The organism is Dorea sp. AM13-35, from assembly GCF_003473885.1.
GTDB lineage: Bacteria > Bacillota > Clostridia > Lachnospirales > Lachnospiraceae > Dorea_D > Dorea_D hominis.
On the sequence record NZ_QUCZ01000002.1, the window covers coordinates 159688 to 179428 of the forward strand.

Genomic DNA, 19741 nt, shown 5'->3' on the forward strand with positions numbered 1-19741 from the left:
ACTTCCACTAAACATTTCTGCTATACTTATTTCACTAAATATAAAAGGAGCGTATCATTATGGCTATCAGCGAAAGAATACATTTTTTCAGACTAATGCGTGGTATGACACAAAAGTATCTCGGTACAGCAATCGGTTTTCCAGAAAAGAGTGCTGATGTGCGTTTGGCACAGTACGAAACTGGTACACGCAAACCGAAAGCAGACCTTACAAATGCATTGGCACAGGTGCTTGATGTTTCTCCACAGGCTCTTGATGTTCCTGACATAGACAGCTATATCGGTCTTATGCACACTCTGTTTACCCTTGAAGATATTTACGGTCTTACTGTCAGTGAAGCAGACGGAGAGGTATGCTTAAAGGTCAACAAGGACAAAGGCAGAGAAGCATATGAACTCCTCAAAATGCTGTATGCTTGGAAAGAACAGGCAGACAAGCTATCTTCCGAAGAAATCAACAGAGAAGAATACGATAACTGGCGTTACCATTATCCAGAGTTCGACACCACACAGCGTTGGGCAAAAGTTCCATCACAGGAATTAAGTGACGCTCTCGTGGAAGCATTCAAAGACCACTTGAAAGATAAATAAGCACCTACAGGACCTGCCACTGGCAGCTCCCTACAGATGCTTTGGCAACGACAAAAAAGCCCTTAACTATGGTTATTAACCACAGCTAAGGGCTTAGTTTATAATATGGAATTTGTTCAGAGTCAAGCTCCGAACTTTAGTCTGCAAGCCACCTGTTAATTGTTCCGTTACCCATAAACCACTGGATAACAAGAATAATGGCACTTGCTATGACTGTTATCAATTTGTTATCAAAAGACTAATCGAAATCGCTGAAACCCGCATAAACACTGGCTTTTTTAAGCAACTCGATTTATTCAAACTCAATCGTTCCAGGCGGCTTACTCGTCAGATCATACATTACTCTGTTGACACCTGTTACCTCATTAATAATTCGGTTCATTACCTTATTCAATACTTCATAAGGAACTTCGGCTGCTTCTGCTGTCATAAAGTCGATCGTATTAACCGCACGGAGTGCAACTGCATAATCATATGTTCTGAAATCGCCCATAACTCCTACACTTCGCATATTTGTAAGTGCTGCAAAATACTGTCCGACTGTCTTGTTCATTCCGGCTTTGTCCATCTCCTCACGGTAAATAGCATCTGCATCCTGAACAATCCTAACTTTCTTTTCCGTTACTTCGCCGATGATACGGATTCCAAGTCCCGGTCCCGGGAATGGCTGACGGAATACCAATTTCTCCGGAATACCAAGCTCCAGTCCTGCTTTACGTACTTCATCCTTGAACAGATCACGAAGTGGCTCGATGATTTCTTTGAAATCTACATAATCCGGAAGTCCACCAACATTATGGTGAGACTTAATCACTGCAGATTCTCCACCCAGACCACTTTCTACAACGTCCGGATAAATCGTTCCCTGCACAAGAAAATCTACTGCCCCGATTTTCTTTGCTTCTTCTTCAAATACACGGATAAATTCTTCTCCGATGATCTTTCTCTTCTTCTCTGGTTCTGTTACTCCGGCAAGTTTATTATAAAATCTCTGCTGTGCATTCACACGAATAAAGTTCAGATCATAAGAACCTTCCGGTCCGAATACAGCTTCAACTTCATCCCCTTCATTCTTCCTCAAAAGACCGTGATCTACAAATACACATGTCAACTGATCCCCTACTGCTTTGGAAAGCAATACAGCTGCTACTGAAGAATCAACACCTCCGGATAAAGCGCATAACACTTTGCCGTTTCCGACCTTTTCACGGATCTGTTTGATCGATTCTTCCACAAATGAATCCATCCTCCAGTCACCTGCACATCCGCAAACTCCAAGCACAAAATTGGATAGCATCTTTGTTCCTTCTACAGAATGAAGTACTTCCGGATGATACTGAATCGCATATAAGCCATGTTCTACATCTTCTGCTGCTGCCACCGGACAATTCGCCGTATGCGCTGTCACTTCAAATCCAGGCGCAAGTTTTGAAATATAATCTGTATGACTCATCCAGCAGATTGTCTTCTCTGATACATTTTCAAAAATCTTGGAATCTTTCTTATCTACCAATACTTCTGTCTTTCCATATTCTTTTACATCGGAAAGTTCTACTTTTCCGCCAAGAACATGCATCATAAGCTGAGCACCATAGCAAAGTCCAAGAACCGGGATTCCTAATTCGAATAATTCTTTTTTATATGTTGGTGAATCGACTTCATAGCAGCTGTTTGGTCCACCAGTCAGAATAATTCCCATAGGATTCATTGCTTTGATTTTCTCAAGATCTGTCTTGTACGAATAAATCTCGCAGTAAACATTACATTCTCTGACACGTCTTGCAACCAGCTGGTTATATTGACCGCCAAAGTCAATTACAATCACTAATTCTCTCTTCACAAGAATTCCTCCTAGATAGCATTTCTATCTTCTTTTCTCCTTTGCAGGATATTTCTTTTCCTCACAGGATACATTTAAAGACAATTTCTATTATACGTTACAAATGTTGCCTTGGCAAGAGATAAGAAAGGTAATAAAAAAATTCCCTGCGTGGTCAGGGAATTTTTCGCTAATCTAACAAAATTATTTAACTCTAACTTTAATTGTCTTTTTTACAGTTTTGTAGTTAGTATCTTTTACAGTAACTGTAATCTTGTAAGTACCTTTCTTAGCACCTTTCTTTACATAGATCTTTCCGTTTTTAACTTTAATCTTAGAATAGTTGCTCTTATAGGTTGTCTTACCAGCTTTCTTAGTTACTTTCAGTCTTGTAGACTGAGTTGCTTTTTTAACTTTAGAAGCTTTTACTGTGTAAGATCTCCTAGAAACTTTTACAGTCTGTTTTGCCTGTTTAATTGTATAAGTACCTTTCCATGTCTGTCCAGCATACTTACCAAGACCTTTTACTTTTACAACATGTTTTCCGGCAGCTTTGTGTGAAGTATTGTATACTTTGTAATCAACGCCTTCTTTTAATGTTTTCTTGCCATCTTTTACTACAATAGTAGCTTTCTGAGTTTTACCATTGTACACTGTAGATGTTTTCTTCAGTGTTGGTTTGAATGTTGATTTAGAAGGTGAATTAGCAGCCATAGCTGTCATTCCCATCAACATTGTCAGTGTAAAAATGAGAAACAATGTTTTCTTTAATGTCTTCATTGGACTCAACTCCTTTTTTACTTTGTTACTTCAATTGTTCTATAATAAACAGTCCTAACCACGTGGACTTGTTTATCCCCCTTATCATTTGGATGATTTATCTTCTGACTGCTGTACATATCCATAACCATATCCATAGCCATATTTACCGTACTTGCCATATTTACCATATTTTTTTGCTTTTACAGCTACTCGGTTCAGTACTGTTCCAAGAAGTGTACAACCGGACTGTTCAATCTCATATAAAGACTGACGGATTAATGTTTTAGATGTTTCTCCTGCACGTACAACCAATACTGCTCCATCGCACATAGATGCAATCAATGTGCTATCTGCAACACTGCCGAGCGGCGGTGCATCGATAATTACGAAACGATATTCCTCTGCAAGCTTATCTAATAACTGCTTGAATCGTGCATCTTCCAAAAGCGGGGACGGATTCTCCAAAAGCTGTGTACATGGTACCATGTATGCATCTGGAATGTTAGTCTTATATACTACATCCTCATACTCTGCCATTCCAGACAAATAATGATTCAGACCACTTGTCTCTTCATTATAATCTACATCGTATCTTTTTCTTACAACGGAATTACGAAGATCTACATCTACGAAGGCTGTCGGGAATCCGGCTTCTGCAAGCATTTTCCATAAGAAGATTGCTACTGTACTCTTTCCTTCATTCGGAAGACAGCTTGTCATCAGGATCTTCTTTGTATCATTTCCGCAAAACTTAATATTAATACGCAGACGGTTCATTGCTTCCTCTACTGCATATGGAAGTTCCGGAAGATTAATTGCTAATTCTTTCATTATCTTCTTCCCCTCCTTTTTCTTGTTTTTTTCATATCTGATTCGCTCTCAATAAACAGATCACTATCTGGAATAGAAGTCAATGGAACAAGATCAAAATATTTCTCCATATCCTCGGATGAGTGGATCGTATCATCCATCAGATATCCTGCGATTAGCACACCTGCACAGGCTATCAGTCCTAACAATGCGCCCATGATTGTATACTTGCCATAGCTTGGATTCGCCTTATGATCTGCAACTTTCGCATGCTGTGCAAAGTGGGGTGTCATCGCACTCATTGTGTCCGGCAGATAATCCATTGCCACTTCCGCCATCGTATCAGCTAACTCTTTTGCTTTCTCCGGATCTGTACTTGTCGCTTTAATCTCCAGGATTCGTGTATCATCCGGATTAGTTAAAGTATATGCCTTTTTCAGATTCTCTGATGTTGTATTCAGATCCAGTTTTTTGATTACCTTATCTAATACCGGATAGCTGAGCATTAACTGTTCATAGTCGGATGTCAGTGAAGTTCCGAGGTTCAGATCATTTAAATTCACCACGGAGTTTTCAGATGTTGTTACAATGTAAAGTTTGGCTGTTGATTCATAAGTTGGCTTAATGCCGAAAAATGCAAATGCATTAAATAACACGGCTCCTGCTAAAAAGCAGACCAGTAAATAATGCCATTTTTCTAAAAGCATCCCTGCCACTTCCAGCAAATCAATTTCCAATTCATCATTTGATTGTTTTTGGTTCATGTTGCTTCTCCTTATTATACCTTTCATACCTTTATCAACGACAGTACTCTGTCGTTATTTTTGTTTCTTATAAAACAGCTCCAGTTCAACCTGTTTTAAGCTGTCCTTATCTGGTGTAAATGTCTGCCATCCGTCATCGTCAAAACCTTCTTTTCCTTTCACCGTCAGTTTTGTATCAGCTTTGGCAGACGCCATCAATACTGCAAGCTTGGAAAACTGCTGCGCTGTAATATTCGTCGTCATATAATCCTGCAATGTATTGTAAACTTCCAGTGGAAACTTTTTATTTTCATTGCATTTCTTATAAAATGCCTGTTTAAATGCAACTTCATATACCTGCTGCCGTTTCATACGGTTGTCGTTCAGTCCGTCTCCAACGTCTTTACGCTCGCGGACAAATGTTTCTGCATCGTTTCCTTTTAAAGTGACCGTCTTTCCTTTTATAAGTGTTTTGCTTCCTGGAAATTCGTCTGTAATTTTCACAATTACGCCACCAACCATATCATTCACCGGAACAATCGCTCCCATATTAACCATGGCATATCCGTCAATCTTCTGTCCATCAAACAGATTTGATACCGCATCTACTGTATTTTCTGCCCGTTTTTTATGATTCAGACTCATCGCATGTGCCAGTGACAGTTGAATCTTCGTAGTAGCGAGATATTCTCCCTTATCACTCAGGCTTTTTACATTTGTCATCGTGTTACGGTCAATTGTTAACGTCTTACAAGTGTCTGTACTCCGATCCTGTACAACCAAAGCAAGTGTATCGCATTGTCCGGTTCCATCATACTCTTTGAGCTTCTTAATCTTGTCTGAAGAATCAATTCCCGCTATTAAATATGTAGAAATATTTTTCTTCGGAACGTACGTCTCTCCTTTGTAAACAATGGACTCATCTTTTTCCGTATCTGTACTCTGTACACCCACCGTCCGCGAATCGGCTATTTTGGAAATCCCAGCGATCACTCCTATCATAAAAATAATAAGCACAATCGCAATAATACTTTTCTTTTTCAGTCGTTTTTTTTCTGCCTGTTCTTCGTATTGCTTCTTCATAAGAGCCTTCTTTCATATGTCTGTATGTAATTATCCTTTTGCTTCTTATTTAATGTTATACGTTTTATCTTAACCCACCAGATTTTTGATCATTGCCTGCCCGCCTGTCGGGTACATGACTTCACATGCCAGAAGTCCGATTAATATAACTCCTAATATCACACTGCATACAATCACTTTCTTCTTTGTCATATCACATATACTCCTCTCTGTAATATACTGACTTTATTTCAAAATCGCAGACAGTAGCTTTTCTCCCTGTCTGTCAATCTGTTCCAGTACTTCTTTTCCGGCTTTTTTCTCTAAAATATCACGACCATCTTGCAAATTCGGCACTCTGTGATGTGCGCCATGGCAATCACTTCCCAGAACATGTGCTTTTCCTTCTTTAAATAACTTTACAAGATTTCTGGTGTGCATCCAGCCGTCAAATGCATCTGCATTGATCTGAATGGAAACTGGAAGTTCCAGTAGTTCTTTTATCCACTTTTTATTACCGGGGATCCACAGGAAGCGATCTAAATGTGCGATTATTATCTGAAACTTTCGCTCCTTTATCAGATACTCTACTTCCTTTATCTGCTGGCTATTCCATATTTCAAAAGGCATTTCAAGCAACATTAAATTTGTTCCCTGAATGGTCAGTTTTTCAATATTCCGTGCACGGCTGATTCCGTCAAAAAAAGCCACCTCGGCACCGAGTATAATCCGGGGTTCTGTCTCTTCCGACGCTTCGACAGTGTCGTGGAACTGAACCCAAGCTTCTTCACGCCTCTTTAAAAAGTTATCAATTCTGTCTTGTGACGCATAAAAATGGGGTGTCGCCAGCATGAGATCTACTTCTTGTTGTCTGGCCATCTGATGCATATTATACGATGTCTCCAAATTCCTGGCTCCATCATCTATTCCCGGCAGAATGTGGGAATGAAAATCTATCTTACTCATAACTTCTAACCAATTTTTATAACTCTAACCATTTATATATATCTCTCTAATAATTCTTATGTATATTATCACAAAGTTTAACAAACTGCAACCTTTTTATACCAAATGATATACCCGCAGTGTATTCTCCAGATACCGCACTGTGCGATGAACAGCCTGCTCAAGTGTAGGTTTGTTTTTATCAATGCGCATGGTCTCCAGCATTCCTCTGAAAATCAGGATACTCATCTCATTTAACTCACTGATTTCTTTATCCGTCAGATTATATTCTTTTTCCTGCAATACTTTTGTCAGAAGCATTTGATTTCTTTTATAAAAATCTCCATTTGCCATAAATTCTTCGTATTCTTCTATTTCTTCTACTTTTTCCTGTGGAAAAATTTCATAATACCGACGAAATATCTCCGTCATATTTGTCTCCCCAAGCGGGCTGAAAAACAAGAAGTTGTAAATGCGTGGATGACGAAATGCCTGCTCGCAAAAACATCTCCATTCTCCAAGATACCATTCTCTCATACTCTTGCCTTCTGAATATTTGATCTGCGATGTTTTTACATATTCATTCAGACATTTCACACTTGCAAACATTTCCAGCTCATCCAGGCTGTCAAAATAATTGTATAAAGTTGCGCTGTTATATTTGGCACGTTCTGCAACTTTTCGGATCGTCAGATTCTCAATCCCGATCTCTTCCATCAATTCTATCGTTGCATTGATAAAATATGCCATTACGCGCTTTCTCTTCTGTTCTCTCCGAAAATTTCTTGTAATCATATTTTTCCTCTCGATTCTACTGTAACTTTCTCCAATTCATCACCTATCGTACCACATTCCCGTTTACTCTGAAAGTGTCATTTATATTTTTCTATTGACTTAATATATGCCAATCTGTTTTGTCTGTTATTATCTTTTTTCATCACAGAGACAGGCAGAAGAAAATGCCTGAACACATTCTCCCGCCTGTCTCTACTACCACATTTTCAGACCTTTATTATAGTATTTGATTCGCGACATTTAAAAATCATTATTTTTCTTCAAGATGCCGGTGCAGATATTTTTCTCTTGTAGCCAGTCCGCCTCTGATATGCCGTTCAGATTTATTTCTGTCCAGGACTTTTCTTGCCTCCTTTGCAAGCGCCGGGTTGATCGCCAGGAGACGGTCTGTTACATCTTTATGTATCGTGCTCTTGCTCACCCCAAATTGTTTTGCTGTCTGTCGCACCGTTGCTTCATGTTCAATGATATAATATGCAATCTCTACCGCCCGCTCTTCGATGTAATCTTTCATATAAAAACCCCTGCATAGTTTGTTTTTTACAATCTATGCAGGGGTTTTTTAATGTATGTCTGATTCGATTTTCCTACTCCCATATCTTCCGGCTGCAATGTTGCCTGTGCGCTTGGTGTAATGGATACAGATCGGTAACTTTCTGCAATACCGGTAATTGTCAATGCTACAAAGTAAATGATGATAGATGTGCCCATAACTTTCATTGCTCCGATCGGTGCATACACATTCATAGCTGTTTGATAAAAATAACAGATAAACCCAATAATCAGAATCACTGTATACTGAGTATTTTTAAATAATTTCAAAGAAATTAATGGCTCATTGGCCTTTTCTCCTTTTTTGCTGTCGTTCTATATTTAATTGTTATTTTTTAACCACTGTGTTGCACAATGTGCGAGGCATCCTGAACCGATTGGGCACACGTCTTCGTTGAACTGCACTTTCGGATTGTGTGCACCATACTGTCCTCTCTCATCTGTATATCCTGCTGACAGATAGATAAATGTAGATGGAATCTTCTCCGCAATTGTTGCAAAATCTTCCGATGCGCTTGCTGAAATTCCCGGATATGGAGTTAAACCAGGAATATCCATTTCTTTCATATATTCTACAATCTCATCGGTCAGTTTTGGATCACAGATCAGAGGTGGTACTTCTGAAAGCATGGTAATCTCTGCCGTTCCGCCGTAATTTTCTGCTGTCTTTACTGCTGCTTCTTTCATTCTTCGTACCATAAGTTCTCTCGCCTGCTTATCATTGCTGCGGATTGTTCCTTCGATTACTGCCGTATCCGGGATGATATTTGCAGCTGTTCCGCCTTCAAATTTACCGACTGTCATAACACATGCTTTTGTCGGATCAACCTCTCTTGCCATGATTGCTTCCAGAGCTGTGTAAATGTGAACTCCGATATTGATCGGATCAATGGCATTCTGTGGATATGCACCGTGCGAACCTTTTCCTTTAATATCAATCCTGAATCCGTCCACGGAATACATCATTGTTCCGTTATCGTTATACATAAAAATTCCTACCGGCATCTGTCCTGCTGCCACATGATAGGCAAGTGCGGCATCAACTTTTGGATTCTCTAGTATTCCGTTCTCAATCATATCTTTGCTTCCTTCAAAAGTCTCTTCTGCCGGCTGGAACATAAACTTAATTGTTCCCTGTAATTCAGATTCATTTTCCTTCAGCATCTTTGCCGCTGTTAAAAGCATTGCTGCATGGAAATCGTGTCCGCACGCATGTGCTTCCTGACCGGACGGACATGCAAACGGTTCCCCACTCTCTTCCGGCATCGGAAGTGCATCCATATCTGCCCGAAGCATCAGAACCTTTCCACCCTTTCCCAGTGTTGCCATCACACCATGACCACATTCTTTTGGCTCTAAGCCATATTCTTTTAATTTTCCCATAACAAATGCCTGCGCTTTTGGCATATTTAAGCCAACTTCTGCATTCGTATGAAGATAGCGGCGGTTAGCAACGGTCTCTTCTCTCAGTTCCTTCGCTCTCTCATAAAAGTTCATATCGTCTCCTCCTTCTTAATAGCATCTTTCTTTTATACTTTACTCTAATTTTTAAATTGTAGAATATATTTAGAATATTTGCGGAACACTTATGGAATATTTATGGAATAATCATAGCCGTATTCAATATATCAGTCAACACTTTTCTATAGCTCCTTGTGATTTTTGCTATAATTTACAATTTTTCGCCTTGAATTATGTGCATTTTTTCAGTAAAATATACGAAGGAAAGGAGAATTTCATGAAAACAAAGATTGTAATTATAACGAGTACATATCTTCATCCTTTTGTTGAAAAAGCTTTTGAAGAATTTAAAGAAGAATGTGATGTCACAATCGCAGATTATACAAATTTTGAACACATCGCAGATATCTATAAAAAATACGAAACCATTGCTGACGGTTTTATGGTCAGTGGTACAACAGCCCTGTCTGCAATCGAACATCATGTAGGAGAATTTAAAAAGCCGGTTGTATCTTTTCACGCAGATATGATTTCCTTTTACCACGCTCTTGTAAAATTTTTTCTTGAGCGCCGTGATTTGGATCCAAAGCGCTGTATTTTTGACTTTATGCTTCCGATTATTCAATCACCGGATAATTATGAACATGCTTCTGTTGATTATCTCATCCATAAACTGAATTTAAATAATCTGGCACTTACGATGGATCAGTGGGCAAATAAAAGTACAATCGGCGATTTTTCCATGATTGAAATGAATATTGCATTGAAAATTATCGATCTTTGGAAACAGGATAAAATCGATATGGTATTCTGCTCTTACAGCAGTACAATCCCCTTATTAGAAGAACACGGAGTTCCTTATTATTTTCTTTATCCTGTAAAAGACCAGTTAGAATCCCAAATCAAGGAATTATTGTCCCAGATCAGACTGGAAAAATACCGCGAGAATCTGCCTGCAGCAATCGCAATTGCTGCGCATGAACCGTCTGTTTCTGATAAAACTGACCAAATACTGGAAGACGCTATTCAGAATATCAAGAAAGAGTTTCTGATCGACGCCATTTTGCAGAAAGAATCCAACGTTTACTACATTTATACCACTCACCGTGTAGTTGCCATGATTACCAAAAACTTCGAGGTTGGATATATTATCGCAATGTTGAAAAAAAATTACGACATCTCTGCCGCAGTTGGTTATGGAATCGGGAAAAATATTACAGATGCGAAAAAGCATGCGGAAAATGCCCTGCGGGAATCCTGGAATACAGATGGAAGTTTTGTGATGAACGAGACCAATCAGCTCGTCGGACCGCTCGGTTCTTCACAGCTTCCGAGTTTTCCGCAAAATCTTTCGGATAACATCTTTAAAATTGCAGAGAATTGCAAACTCTCTACATTAACGATCCAGAAACTAATCTCCATCATTAAAATGACCGGTTCATACGACCTTACAACAAATGAGCTGGCAGACCATATGGGCGTTACTGTCCGGAATGCAAACCGCATTCTCCGCAATCTGGAAAATGGCGGTGCCGCTACTATTGCCCACACAAGGTCAACTACTTCTAAGGGGCGTCCGGTTAAAGTTTACCGGTTAAAATTATAGTATTTAAGAGATCAGTAAATCACTTATCCCGCCGGAGGCTTTTATATAATAAAAAATGTAATTTTCTATCATATAAAAACAGCGTCACAGAAACGATTTAAATATCATTCCTGTGACGCTGTTTTTTATTATTGAAATTAAATCTCATATTTTGCTCTATGCAGCTGTCCGATTAGTTGCTTGAGCTGCTTGAATCACTGGAGCTCTTTGAATCGCTGGACTTCTTGGCAACCTGAACGCAGTTCTTTCCAAGCCATTCTTTTACTATATTCTTCAGTGCCGCATCTTTCAGATCCTGCTCTTCAAATGCTTTCTTGAGCGCATCTACATTAGAGCTGTATCCATAACTCTTGGCAATTGCTTTCAGCTCTTTATTGTAGTCTTTCTTGCTCATCTTGATGTTCTCTTTGTCTGCGATCGCTTCTGTTACCATGTTCTGCTTCATCGTATCTTTAACAGCAGCTTTTACCTGTTTGTTGAATTCTTCTTCTGTCATACCCATCTGCTGCTCAAGGAACTTGCTATAATCCATGTTGTAAGCTTTTGCATACTGTTTGTACTGGCTGATCCATGCGTTTTCCATCTTCTTCTGTTCTTTCTCGTCATACTTCTTCACTTTTGTATTAGACAGAACTTTCTCCCATGCGCCACTCTCAACAGATTCTGTATATGTATCCTGTGCTTCCTGCTCCAGTTTTTTCTTTACTTCTTTCTTATACTCTGCAACTGTCTTGGATTTACTTGAAACTTTCTTAACAAATGCATCATTCAGTTCCGGTGTCTTGGACTCTGTGATTGCTTTTACCTTAATTGTAAAACTAACTTTCTTACCTGCAAGCTCTTCGGAATAGTTTTTTGGGAATTTTCCATTCCATACGAACTTGTCCCCAACTTTGTGTCCGATGATACTGTCTTCAAATCCCTCGATAAATGTGTTAGATCCGATCTTTAACTTCTGGTTATTTGCAGATCCGTTGTCGAATTTCTTGCCATTCATCTTACCAACGAAGTCGATTGTAACGGTGTCACCTTTCTTAACTGCACGATTCTTGATCGTCTTTGTCTTCGCATTAGACTCCCGGACAGAATCAATGAAACCTGTCACGTCCTTATCCGTTACATCATCAGCTTTGTCTACCTCATCAATTTCCACACCCTTGTATTGTGAAATCTTCAAGTTGTCATTCTCGATTCCTTTACTGCTCTGACATCCTGACAACAGAAGAGATGCCGTCATAATTCCTGTTAATAATACTGCTGCTTTCTTTTTCATAGTTCACCTCGAAAATATATTTACGCATTCGCACATGCGAACCCATAGCCTTATTATGTTATACCACATTCTCCCCCTTATGCCTACCCTTTTCACATTTATTTCACAGAACACGCTATGTTGGCGGGCATTATCCTGTCGAATTAAAGCACCGGAGACAACAGCCTGCAGAACTGCTCTTTGAAGCGGATCAAAAGCGTTCTCTGCTCGTAAGATTTCTTTGTCACAAGAGAGCTTTTTGTCATATCATTTTCAAATGCGTCTTCCAACTGTTTTGTTGTCCTTGCACTATAGATTACTGCATTTACTTCAAAATTCAGTGCAAAGCTACGGATATCCATATTGGCAGTTCCCATGCAGGTGACAAGGCCGTCGATACACAGGCATTTGCTGTGCAGGAATCCATTGTCATAAGTAAAACATCGCACGCCTGCCTCCACCATCTCACCGATGTAAGAATAAGTCGCCCAGTATACAAATGGGTGATCCGGCTTACACGGGATCATCACGCGCACGTCAATTCCGGATTTTGCTGCGATAATAAGCGCGTCCCGGATATCATCATCTGGTATGAAATACGGCGTCTGTATAAAAATATTTTTTCTTGCCATATGGATCAGGCGCAGATAATTGTTACGGATCTCCTGACTATGTGAGTCCGGTCCGCTGGAAATGATCTGCACCGGATCACGCCCGTTCCGGATATAAGTCGGCAGTTCAAACAAATGATCCTCCAGAAAAATATTATCTCTCGCTGCATAATTCCAGTCCAGTGCAAAACGGACTGCAAGCGAAGTGACCGCCGCTCCTTCAATACAAATGTGGGTATCTCTCCAGTATCCGAATTTCTCATCTTTTCCCAGATACTCTCTTCCAATATTAAATCCGCCGACAAAGCCGATTCTTCCATCGATCACTGCAATCTTCCGGTGGTTTCGGTAATTCACACGAAGCTGCAGTTTTCCTAATACTGCCGGAAAAAATTCTGCCACCTGAATGCCGGCTTTTTCCAGACGATCCCAATCGCTGTTCTTCATTCCACGACATCCCATACTGTCAAAAAGGACTCGGATCTCCACACCCTGTCTGGCTTTTCTTAAAAGTACTTCCTCCATTTCCTGCCAGAGTTCATCATTCCTGATGATATAATACTGCAAATGAATATAATTTCTCGCATGATCCATCTCGGATAACAGTGCATCAAATTTCTCCCTTCCGTCTGTATACACACGGATATCGTTATTATCGGTAAGCACCGCCTCCCCTTCGTTCAGATTATAGAGAATCAGGCTCTTAAAACGCTCCAGTTCCGGATCACGGAGCTTCAACTTCCGCCGATAGATCGATTCTTCCTGCCTTCGCACCGCATGTTTGATCTCGCCCTCAATTTCTTTCATCTTGAACATTCGGTCTTTATGGAAATTCTGCCCTAATACAAGGTAGAGAATAAATCCAAGTCCCGGCAAAAAATAAAGCAGCAGAAGCCATGCCCATACGGTCGTCGGATCCCGTCTTTGAAAGAAAATAATCAGAATTGAAAATACGAGATTGATGATAAATAAATGATCCATCAGCCATAAATATGCTTCACTGATCATATGACCTGCCGCAATAAACATTCTAAACACCTCCCCTGTTATGTAAGTTCCCTGCTAAAATCTCAAATCTCTTGCACTTGCGTCAAAAGAATGATACAATGTACTTCGTGAAAAACAGATTTTAGGAGGTTCGCTGTGAGTAAATTAACGATTGTCTTATTAGTGATCTTAGTCGTTTTAATCATTGCATGCATTGCATTATATTTCCTCGGGAAAAGAGCTGAGAAGAAGCAGGCCGAACAGCAGGAACAGTTAGATGCTGTTAAGCAGACCGTATCCATGCTGGTTATTGATAAAGGTCGTATTCGTCTCAAAGATGCAGGTTTCCCGCCGATCGTACTGGAGAACACGCCGAAGTATCTTCGCCGTTCCAAAGTACCGGTTGTTAAAGCAAAGGTTGGGCCGAAGGTAATGACTCTGATGTGCGATGCTCAGGTTTATCCTACAATCCCTGTTAAGAAAGAAGTAAAAGCCACAGTCAGTGGTATTTACATTACAGGTGTCAAAGGACTTCGTGGTCCGCTTGAAACACCGGAAAAGAAAAAGGGATTCTTCGCAAGACTGAGAAACAAGTAAAATGAAAATGATTTTATAAAAAGGACAGGCTTTTACCGACCTGTCCTTTTTATTTTGCTTTTACACACATCTTAATCTCACTGTCGGCAACTTTATCGCCATTAATATCCAGCTCATAATTTATCCGGATATTGATCCGGTCGTCGGATTCTTCTACTTTCAGATCCTTTGTATATATGCCAAGGAGAAGCTCACCATACAGCGTCTCATACGGAGTCATATGGATCTTGTCTTTTTCAAATACCATATGCGTGCCTGAAAGACCGCTCTTTAATATCTCAAGCTGATCTTCCCCGGATATCCGTATCTTGTTCTTAATACTTCCCGGCATACCTTCCACAACTTCTTCATATATAATGTAATGCTTATTATTCTTGAGATAATAAGCAGCCGGGGTGATGACTTCGATTGGCTCGTTGTCATCCTCCCGACCGGAAAATTCATCATAATGAAGACCGGAAATTGTTAATAATACATCCTTCGTCATCATTCTTATCTCATTCTCTTACAGCGCAAGCTGTTTTGCAATGTCATACTGATACTGCGGGATACTCTTATGCATTCCAAGTGCTTCATCAATATCGAAATCAATGTACTCACCATGTTTGTAACCAACGACACGGTTTGACTTTCCTTCCAGCAAAAGGTCTACTGCTTTTGAACCCATAATAGAAGCATACACTCTGTCTTTACATGTCGGGCTTCCACCACGCTGCATGTGTCCCAGAACAGTTGCTCTTGTTTCCATACCGGTTGCTTCTTCGATTCTCTTCGCCATATTGATAGAATCTCCGATACCTTCTGCATTGATGATGATATAGTTCTTCTTGCCACGTTTTCTGCTCTCCTGAATGTCTTTGATGATTGCTGCTTCATCAAAGTCATGCTCTTCCGGCATCAGGATCTTCTCAGCTCCGTTGGCAATACCGCACCAGAGTGCCAGATATCCGGCATCTCTTCCCATAACCTCGATAATAGAACATCTCTCATGGGAAGTAGAAGTATCACGTACTTTATCAATTGCTTCCATTGCAGTATTAACTGCTGTATCAAATCCGATTGTATACTCGGTACATGCGATATCCAGGTCGATTGTTCCTGGGAGTCCGATCGTATTGATTCCTAAGTTTGCAAGCTTCTGTGCTCCTGCAAAGGAACCGTCTCCACCGATTACAACCAGTCCGTCAATTCCATATTTTTTGCAGATAGCTGCTGCTTTCTGCTGTCCTTCTTCTGTACGCATCTCTTTACAGCGTGCTGTCTGGAGAATTGTTCCTCCACGCTCGATAATGTCTGATACGTCTCTGGCTGACAGGTCAATAATTTCCTCGTTCATAAGACCCTGATAACCTTTTCTGATTCCTCTGACTTTCAGGCCTTTACCCAACGCTGTTCTTACTACTGCACGGATTGCCGCATTCATTCCCGGTGCATCTCCACCACTGGTAAGAACACCAATCGTACGTATTGTTTTGTCTGCCATGATCATCCCTCCATCATTTATCCTTACTTATTTTAATATAATTTATCCATCCGTGCACCATTTTACATGAATTATCAAATGTTTTCAATATTTTTTTCGATTACTTTCACGCAAGAGTCGCCAAGATAGTTCCTAAGCCTGCTTAATAAGCCAGTTTCAACCTGTACATTCCGGTTCCTTCCAAGCCGTTTTACAACACGTTCTTTCTTGCAGTAAATGACAACTTCGTCTCTTCCGTCAGAGTTTCCGATCAGATCATAGAGCATCTGTTCCTGTGCAAGAAATGTATCTTTGTCTGCATATTGGAGCCACAGTTCTTTGCGTGTCTGGGAAAATGGAACTACCGATTCGCAGATCAGTTTGCTCGGTGCGTCATCTTCTTCCGATACGCGTCCGCGGATAAATACTTTATTTTCTTCCTGCAGATATTCTTTGTATTTTTCATAATCTCTCGGAAATACGACTACTTCCACTGTTCCGAGTAGATCTTCCAGTGTCAGGATCGCCATCGTTTTATTGGTCTTCGTATACTTAATGGCAAGCGTCGCGATAATTCCTCCGATGATCTCTTTTGCGCCATCATGCACTTTCGCTGCACCGGTTTCTTTATCAAGCTGGAAGTCCAACGTCGTTTTGGAAATACTCTTTCTCCATTTTTCTTCGTATTCTTCCATCGGATGTCCAGTCAGATAGACGCCCAGCACTTCTTTTTCAAATGCAAGCCTTGTCTCTTTTTCATATTCTCCGACCTTCGGCAATGGAATATCAAATTCTGCTTTCTGGTCATCGTCCACCATATCAAACAGCGAAAGCTGTCCTGCCATGGAATATTTGCGTTCCTGGTTCACCTGATCCACAATCTGCACATAAATGATCATGAACTGTTTTCTCGTGCCTCCAAGCCCGTCAAATGCACCGGATTTGATAAAACTTTCAATCGTACGTTTATTCACTTCTTTTCCGGAAAGGCGCTCGATAAAATCTTTCAGTGTCTTAAATTTTCCGCGTTCATTCCGCTCTCTTACGATTGATTCAATGACCGGACGACCGATACTCTTAATCGCCGCAAGGCCATAACGGATTTTTCCGTCCTGTACCGAAAAGTTACCGACACCTTCATTGATATCCGGTGGCAGGATCTCGATTCCCATTTGACGACAGCTATAAATATATTCTGCAACCTTCGGCGGATTATCGATCATAGACGTCATAAGCGCCGCCATAAACTCTACCGGATAATAATATTTTAACCAGGCTGTCTGATAAGATACAACTGCGTAAGCCGCCGCATGTGACTTGTTAAATGCATATTTGGCGAAATCAATCATCTCATCATAGATCTTATTTGCCGTCTTCTCGTCAATTCCATTTGCGATACAGCCCGGCACACCGCCTTCTTCGTCTCCGTAGACAAATGCCTGCCGTTCTTTCTGCATCACGTCACCCTTTTTCTTGGACATGGCACGGCGCAGAAGGTCGCTTCGTCCCAGTGTAAATCCGGCAAGATCACGTACGATCTGCATAACCTGTTCCTGATATACGATACAGCCGTAAGTCGGCGCAAGGATCGGTTCCAGCTGCGGGCAGTCGTAAGTGATCGACTCCGGATGGTTCTTTCCCTTAATATACTGTGGAATGAAGTCCATCGGTCCCGGACGGTACAGCGAGATACCGGCGATAATGTCTTCCAGATTCTGTGGTTTCAGTTCCTTCATGAACCCTTTCATACCGCCACTTTCCAACTGGAATATACCATCTGTCTCGCCGCTTCCGATGTAATCCAGTACTTTTTTATCGTTATAATCAATCGCATTGATGTCAATCTCTTTGCCGGAACTCTTTTCTGCCAGGCGCACTGCATCCTGAATAACAGTCAGCGTCCGGAGACCGAGGAAATCCATTTTCAGAAGTCCCAGCTCTTCCAGCGTTGTCATTGTAAACTGTGTGACAACCGAACCATCCGAACCTACCGAAAGCGGCACGTATTCTTCTACTGCTTTCTGACTGATCACGACGCCGGCTGCATGCATGGATGTATGTCTCGGAAGTCCTTCCAGACGCATGGACATATCGATCAGCTCTTTTACCTGCGGATCGTTATCGTAAGCTTTTTTGAAATCCGGACTGGACTGTAATGCTTTCCCCAGTGTAATATTCAGTTCTTTCGGGATCATTTTGGCGATTCCATCTACAAATGCATACGGAAGGTCCATAACACGCCCTACATCACGGATAACGCCGCGCGCCGCCATTGTCCCGAACGTTACGATCTGCACCACCCGGTCAGTTCCATATTTCCGCACAACATAATCAATGACTTCCTGTCTTCGTTCAAAGCAAAAGTCCACGTCAATATCCGGCATAGATACACGTTCCGGATTCAGGAAACGCTCAAACAGGAGCTGATACCGGAGCGGATCAATACTTGTAATACCTAGACAGTAGGATACAATACTTCCGGCTGCCGAACCTCGTCCCGGTCCGACACTGATGCCGTGGTCTCTTGCATATTTGATAAAATCCCATACAATCAAGAAATAATCTACATACCCCATACGTTTAATAACGCTAAGCTCGTATTCCAGACGTTCACGGATCTTCGGATCGTCTCCCGGATACCGTCTTTCCAGTCCTTCATAACATAATTTATTCAAATACTCCCAGGAAGTAAAACCATCCGGCACATCATATTTCGGCAGCTTCTTCTCACCAAATACAATCTCCACATTGCAACGGTCCGCAATCTTCTGTGTATTATCGATTGCTTCCTGTGCATATGGAAATAATTTTCGCATCTCTTCTTCGGACTTGATGTAATACTGCCCGCCTTCATAACGCATACGGTCTTCATCTGCCAATTTCTTGCCAGTCTGGATACAGAGCAGGATGTCATGTGGCTTCACATCGTTTGCGTAAGTATAGTGGATATCATTCGTTGCCACCAGTTCAATTCCTGTCTCCTGCGACATACGAAGCAGCGACTGGTTTACCAGTTTCTGCTCCTCCATTCCGTGATCCTGCAGTTCCAGAAAGAAATTTCCTTCTCCGAAAATATCTTTGTACCGGCACGCTGCAGCCTTTGCCTCACCATACATTCCCCGGAGAATATTCTTCTGCACTTCTCCTGCAAGGCAAGCACTCAAAGCAATGATTCCCTCATGGTATTGCTCCAATAGTTCCATATCGACACGCGGTTTATAATAGTAGCCTTCTGTAAATCCTCTGGATACGATCTTCATTAAATTGTAATAACCGGTCTCATTTTCTGCCAGAAGTACGAGATGATAATATCTGTCATCATTATTGCCAACTGCCTCTTTATCAAAACGGGAGCCGGGCGCAACATACACTTCACATCCAAGGATTGGCTTGATCCCTGCTGCCTTTGCCGCACGATAAAAATCGATCACGCCGAACATAACTCCATGATCTGTGATCGCCACACTGTTCATTCCCAGTTCTTTCACTCTGGAAACACATTCTTTGATTTTATTGGAACCATCCAGCAGACTGAACTCCGTATGGACATGCAGATGCGCAAAACTCATAATCTATTCCGACTCCTTTTTATTTTATAATTTATGTATTCTTATATTTCTTCATTTTGTTAAGATACCATACGAATTGTTCCATAAAACCACTCATGTGCCTGCACATAGTGGTTTC

General features: G+C 40.9%; 19 protein-coding genes. 3 read left to right on the forward strand and 16 right to left on the reverse strand.

Annotation, left to right across the window (positions count from 1 at the left end):
• Positions 1 to 59 precede the first annotated feature (59 nt).
• Positions 60 to 590 carry a helix-turn-helix domain-containing protein gene (locus DW152_RS03695; protein WP_009247529.1) on the forward strand — a complete coding sequence of 177 codons (531 nt, stop codon included), beginning with the start codon at positions 60 to 62 and terminating at the stop codon, positions 588 to 590.
• Positions 591 to 882: 292 nt separating this feature from the next.
• Here the strand turns inward: DW152_RS03695 and guaA are convergent, their stop codons facing one another.
• The 11 genes from guaA to DW152_RS03745 form a co-directional block, all read right to left on the reverse strand.
• Entirely contained in the window at positions 883 to 2430 is a 1548-nt protein-coding gene (guaA, locus tag DW152_RS03700; RefSeq protein WP_118287974.1) for a glutamine-hydrolyzing GMP synthase, read from the reverse strand.
• A 183-nt stretch (positions 2431 to 2613) separates the two neighbouring features.
• On the reverse strand, positions 2614 to 3189 hold the full coding sequence (locus DW152_RS03705; RefSeq protein ID WP_118287975.1) for a hypothetical protein: 576 nt from the start codon (positions 3187 to 3189) through the stop codon (positions 2614 to 2616).
• An 84-nt stretch (positions 3190 to 3273) separates the two neighbouring features.
• Positions 3274 to 4002 carry a CpsD/CapB family tyrosine-protein kinase gene (locus DW152_RS03710; protein WP_118287976.1) on the reverse strand — a complete coding sequence of 243 codons (729 nt, stop codon included), beginning with the start codon at positions 4000 to 4002 and terminating at the stop codon, positions 3274 to 3276.
• Positions 4002 to 4745, reverse strand: a complete 744-nt coding sequence (locus DW152_RS03715; protein ID WP_118287977.1) for a YveK family protein — start codon at positions 4743 to 4745, stop codon at positions 4002 to 4004. Before DW152_RS03715 ends, DW152_RS03710 begins: the two co-directional genes overlap by 1 nt.
• A 54-nt stretch (positions 4746 to 4799) precedes the next feature.
• Positions 4800 to 5807 carry an LCP family protein gene (locus tag DW152_RS03720; RefSeq protein ID WP_118287978.1) on the reverse strand — a complete coding sequence of 336 codons (1008 nt, stop codon included), beginning with the start codon at positions 5805 to 5807 and terminating at the stop codon, positions 4800 to 4802.
• A gap of 69 nt (positions 5808 to 5876) precedes the next feature.
• The gene (locus DW152_RS13555; protein ID WP_279209065.1) at positions 5877 to 5999 is read right to left on the reverse strand and encodes a hypothetical protein; all 123 of its coding nucleotides are present in this window, start codon (positions 5997 to 5999) and stop codon (positions 5877 to 5879) included.
• Positions 6000 to 6032: 33 nt separating this feature from the next.
• On the reverse strand, positions 6033 to 6752 hold the full coding sequence (locus tag DW152_RS03725; protein WP_118287979.1) for a CpsB/CapC family capsule biosynthesis tyrosine phosphatase: 720 nt from the start codon (positions 6750 to 6752) through the stop codon (positions 6033 to 6035).
• 96 nt (positions 6753 to 6848) lie between these two features.
• Complete coding sequence (locus DW152_RS03730; protein ID WP_243059771.1) at positions 6849 to 7526, reverse strand: TetR/AcrR family transcriptional regulator; 678 nt, start codon at positions 7524 to 7526, stop codon at positions 6849 to 6851.
• A 250-nt stretch (positions 7527 to 7776) separates the two neighbouring features.
• Positions 7777 to 8040, reverse strand: coding sequence for a sporulation transcriptional regulator SpoIIID (gene spoIIID / locus DW152_RS03735; protein WP_117537033.1), 264 nt, complete (start codon positions 8038 to 8040; stop codon positions 7777 to 7779).
• 26 nt (positions 8041 to 8066) lie between these two features.
• Positions 8067 to 8348: a hypothetical protein gene (locus DW152_RS03740; RefSeq protein ID WP_330416712.1), complete on the reverse strand. Its 282-nt coding sequence runs from the start codon at positions 8346 to 8348 to the stop codon at positions 8067 to 8069.
• A gap of 51 nt (positions 8349 to 8399) precedes the next feature.
• Positions 8400 to 9575, reverse strand: a complete 1176-nt coding sequence (locus DW152_RS03745; RefSeq protein ID WP_118287980.1) for a M20 family metallopeptidase — start codon at positions 9573 to 9575, stop codon at positions 8400 to 8402.
• 241 nt (positions 9576 to 9816) lie between these two features.
• Here DW152_RS03745 and DW152_RS03750 point away from each other — a divergent pair, with 241 nt between their 5' ends.
• Positions 9817 to 11145 carry a hypothetical protein gene (locus DW152_RS03750; RefSeq protein ID WP_118287981.1) on the forward strand — a complete coding sequence of 443 codons (1329 nt, stop codon included), beginning with the start codon at positions 9817 to 9819 and terminating at the stop codon, positions 11143 to 11145.
• A gap of 172 nt (positions 11146 to 11317) precedes the next feature.
• Here DW152_RS03750 and tig read toward each other — a convergent pair whose 3' ends face one another.
• Positions 11318 to 12418 (reverse strand): trigger factor, encoded by a 1101-nt coding sequence (gene tig, locus DW152_RS03755; protein ID WP_118287982.1) that lies wholly within the window; start codon positions 12416 to 12418, stop codon positions 11318 to 11320.
• Between the two features lie 143 nt (positions 12419 to 12561).
• Positions 12562 to 13989 (reverse strand): cardiolipin synthase, encoded by a 1428-nt coding sequence (gene cls / locus DW152_RS03760; protein WP_442873189.1) that lies wholly within the window; start codon positions 13987 to 13989, stop codon positions 12562 to 12564.
• Positions 13990 to 14151: 162 nt separating this feature from the next.
• Between cls and DW152_RS03765 the strand changes: the two genes are divergently transcribed.
• On the forward strand, positions 14152 to 14592 hold the full coding sequence (locus DW152_RS03765; RefSeq protein WP_021859686.1) for a hypothetical protein: 441 nt from the start codon (positions 14152 to 14154) through the stop codon (positions 14590 to 14592).
• Between the two features lie 49 nt (positions 14593 to 14641).
• Here DW152_RS03765 and DW152_RS03770 read toward each other — a convergent pair whose 3' ends face one another.
• The 3 genes from DW152_RS03770 to DW152_RS03780 form a co-directional block, all read right to left on the reverse strand.
• Positions 14642 to 15079: a DUF1934 domain-containing protein gene (locus DW152_RS03770; protein ID WP_118288053.1), complete on the reverse strand. Its 438-nt coding sequence runs from the start codon at positions 15077 to 15079 to the stop codon at positions 14642 to 14644.
• Between the two features lie 18 nt (positions 15080 to 15097).
• Entirely contained in the window at positions 15098 to 16075 is a 978-nt protein-coding gene (gene pfkA / locus DW152_RS03775) for a 6-phosphofructokinase (RefSeq protein ID WP_021859684.1), read from the reverse strand.
• A gap of 74 nt (positions 16076 to 16149) precedes the next feature.
• Positions 16150 to 19623 carry a DNA polymerase III subunit alpha gene (locus tag DW152_RS03780; RefSeq protein ID WP_118287984.1) on the reverse strand — a complete coding sequence of 1158 codons (3474 nt, stop codon included), beginning with the start codon at positions 19621 to 19623 and terminating at the stop codon, positions 16150 to 16152.
• Positions 19624 to 19741: the final 118 nt, after the last annotated feature.

Bases quoted from the DNA above. Each gene is read 5' to 3' on its own strand.
- DW152_RS03695 (WP_009247529.1), top strand. From the start codon at position 60: ATGGCTATCAGCGAAAGAATACATTTTTTCAGACTAATGCGTGGTATG.
- DW152_RS03705 (WP_118287975.1), bottom strand. From the start codon at position 3,189: ATGAAGACATTAAAGAAAACATTGTTTCTCATTTTTACACTGACAATG.
- DW152_RS03710 (WP_118287976.1), bottom strand. From the start codon at position 4,002: ATGAAAGAATTAGCAATTAATCTTCCGGAACTTCCATATGCAGTAGAG.
- DW152_RS03715 (WP_118287977.1), bottom strand. From the start codon at position 4,745: ATGAACCAAAAACAATCAAATGATGAATTGGAAATTGATTTGCTGGAA.
- DW152_RS03720 (WP_118287978.1), bottom strand. From the start codon at position 5,807: ATGAAGAAGCAATACGAAGAACAGGCAGAAAAAAAACGACTGAAAAAG.
- DW152_RS13555 (WP_279209065.1), bottom strand. From the start codon at position 5,999: ATGACAAAGAAGAAAGTGATTGTATGCAGTGTGATATTAGGAGTTATA.
- DW152_RS03725 (WP_118287979.1), bottom strand. From the start codon at position 6,752: ATGAGTAAGATAGATTTTCATTCCCACATTCTGCCGGGAATAGATGAT.
- DW152_RS03730 (WP_243059771.1), bottom strand. From the start codon at position 7,526: ATGATTACAAGAAATTTTCGGAGAGAACAGAAGAGAAAGCGCGTAATG.
- spoIIID (WP_117537033.1), bottom strand. From the start codon at position 8,040: ATGAAAGATTACATCGAAGAGCGGGCGGTAGAGATTGCATATTATATC.
- DW152_RS03745 (WP_118287980.1), bottom strand. From the start codon at position 9,575: ATGAACTTTTATGAGAGAGCGAAGGAACTGAGAGAAGAGACCGTTGCT.
- DW152_RS03750 (WP_118287981.1), top strand. From the start codon at position 9,817: ATGAAAACAAAGATTGTAATTATAACGAGTACATATCTTCATCCTTTT.
- tig (WP_118287982.1), bottom strand. From the start codon at position 12,418: ATGAAAAAGAAAGCAGCAGTATTATTAACAGGAATTATGACGGCATCT.
- cls (WP_442873189.1), bottom strand. From the start codon at position 13,989: ATGGATCATTTATTTATCATCAATCTCGTATTTTCAATTCTGATTATT.
- DW152_RS03770 (WP_118288053.1), bottom strand. From the start codon at position 15,079: ATGACGAAGGATGTATTATTAACAATTTCCGGTCTTCATTATGATGAA.
- pfkA (WP_021859684.1), bottom strand. From the start codon at position 16,075: ATGGCAGACAAAACAATACGTACGATTGGTGTTCTTACCAGTGGTGGA.
- DW152_RS03780 (WP_118287984.1), bottom strand. From the start codon at position 19,623: ATGAGTTTTGCGCATCTGCATGTCCATACGGAGTTCAGTCTGCTGGAT.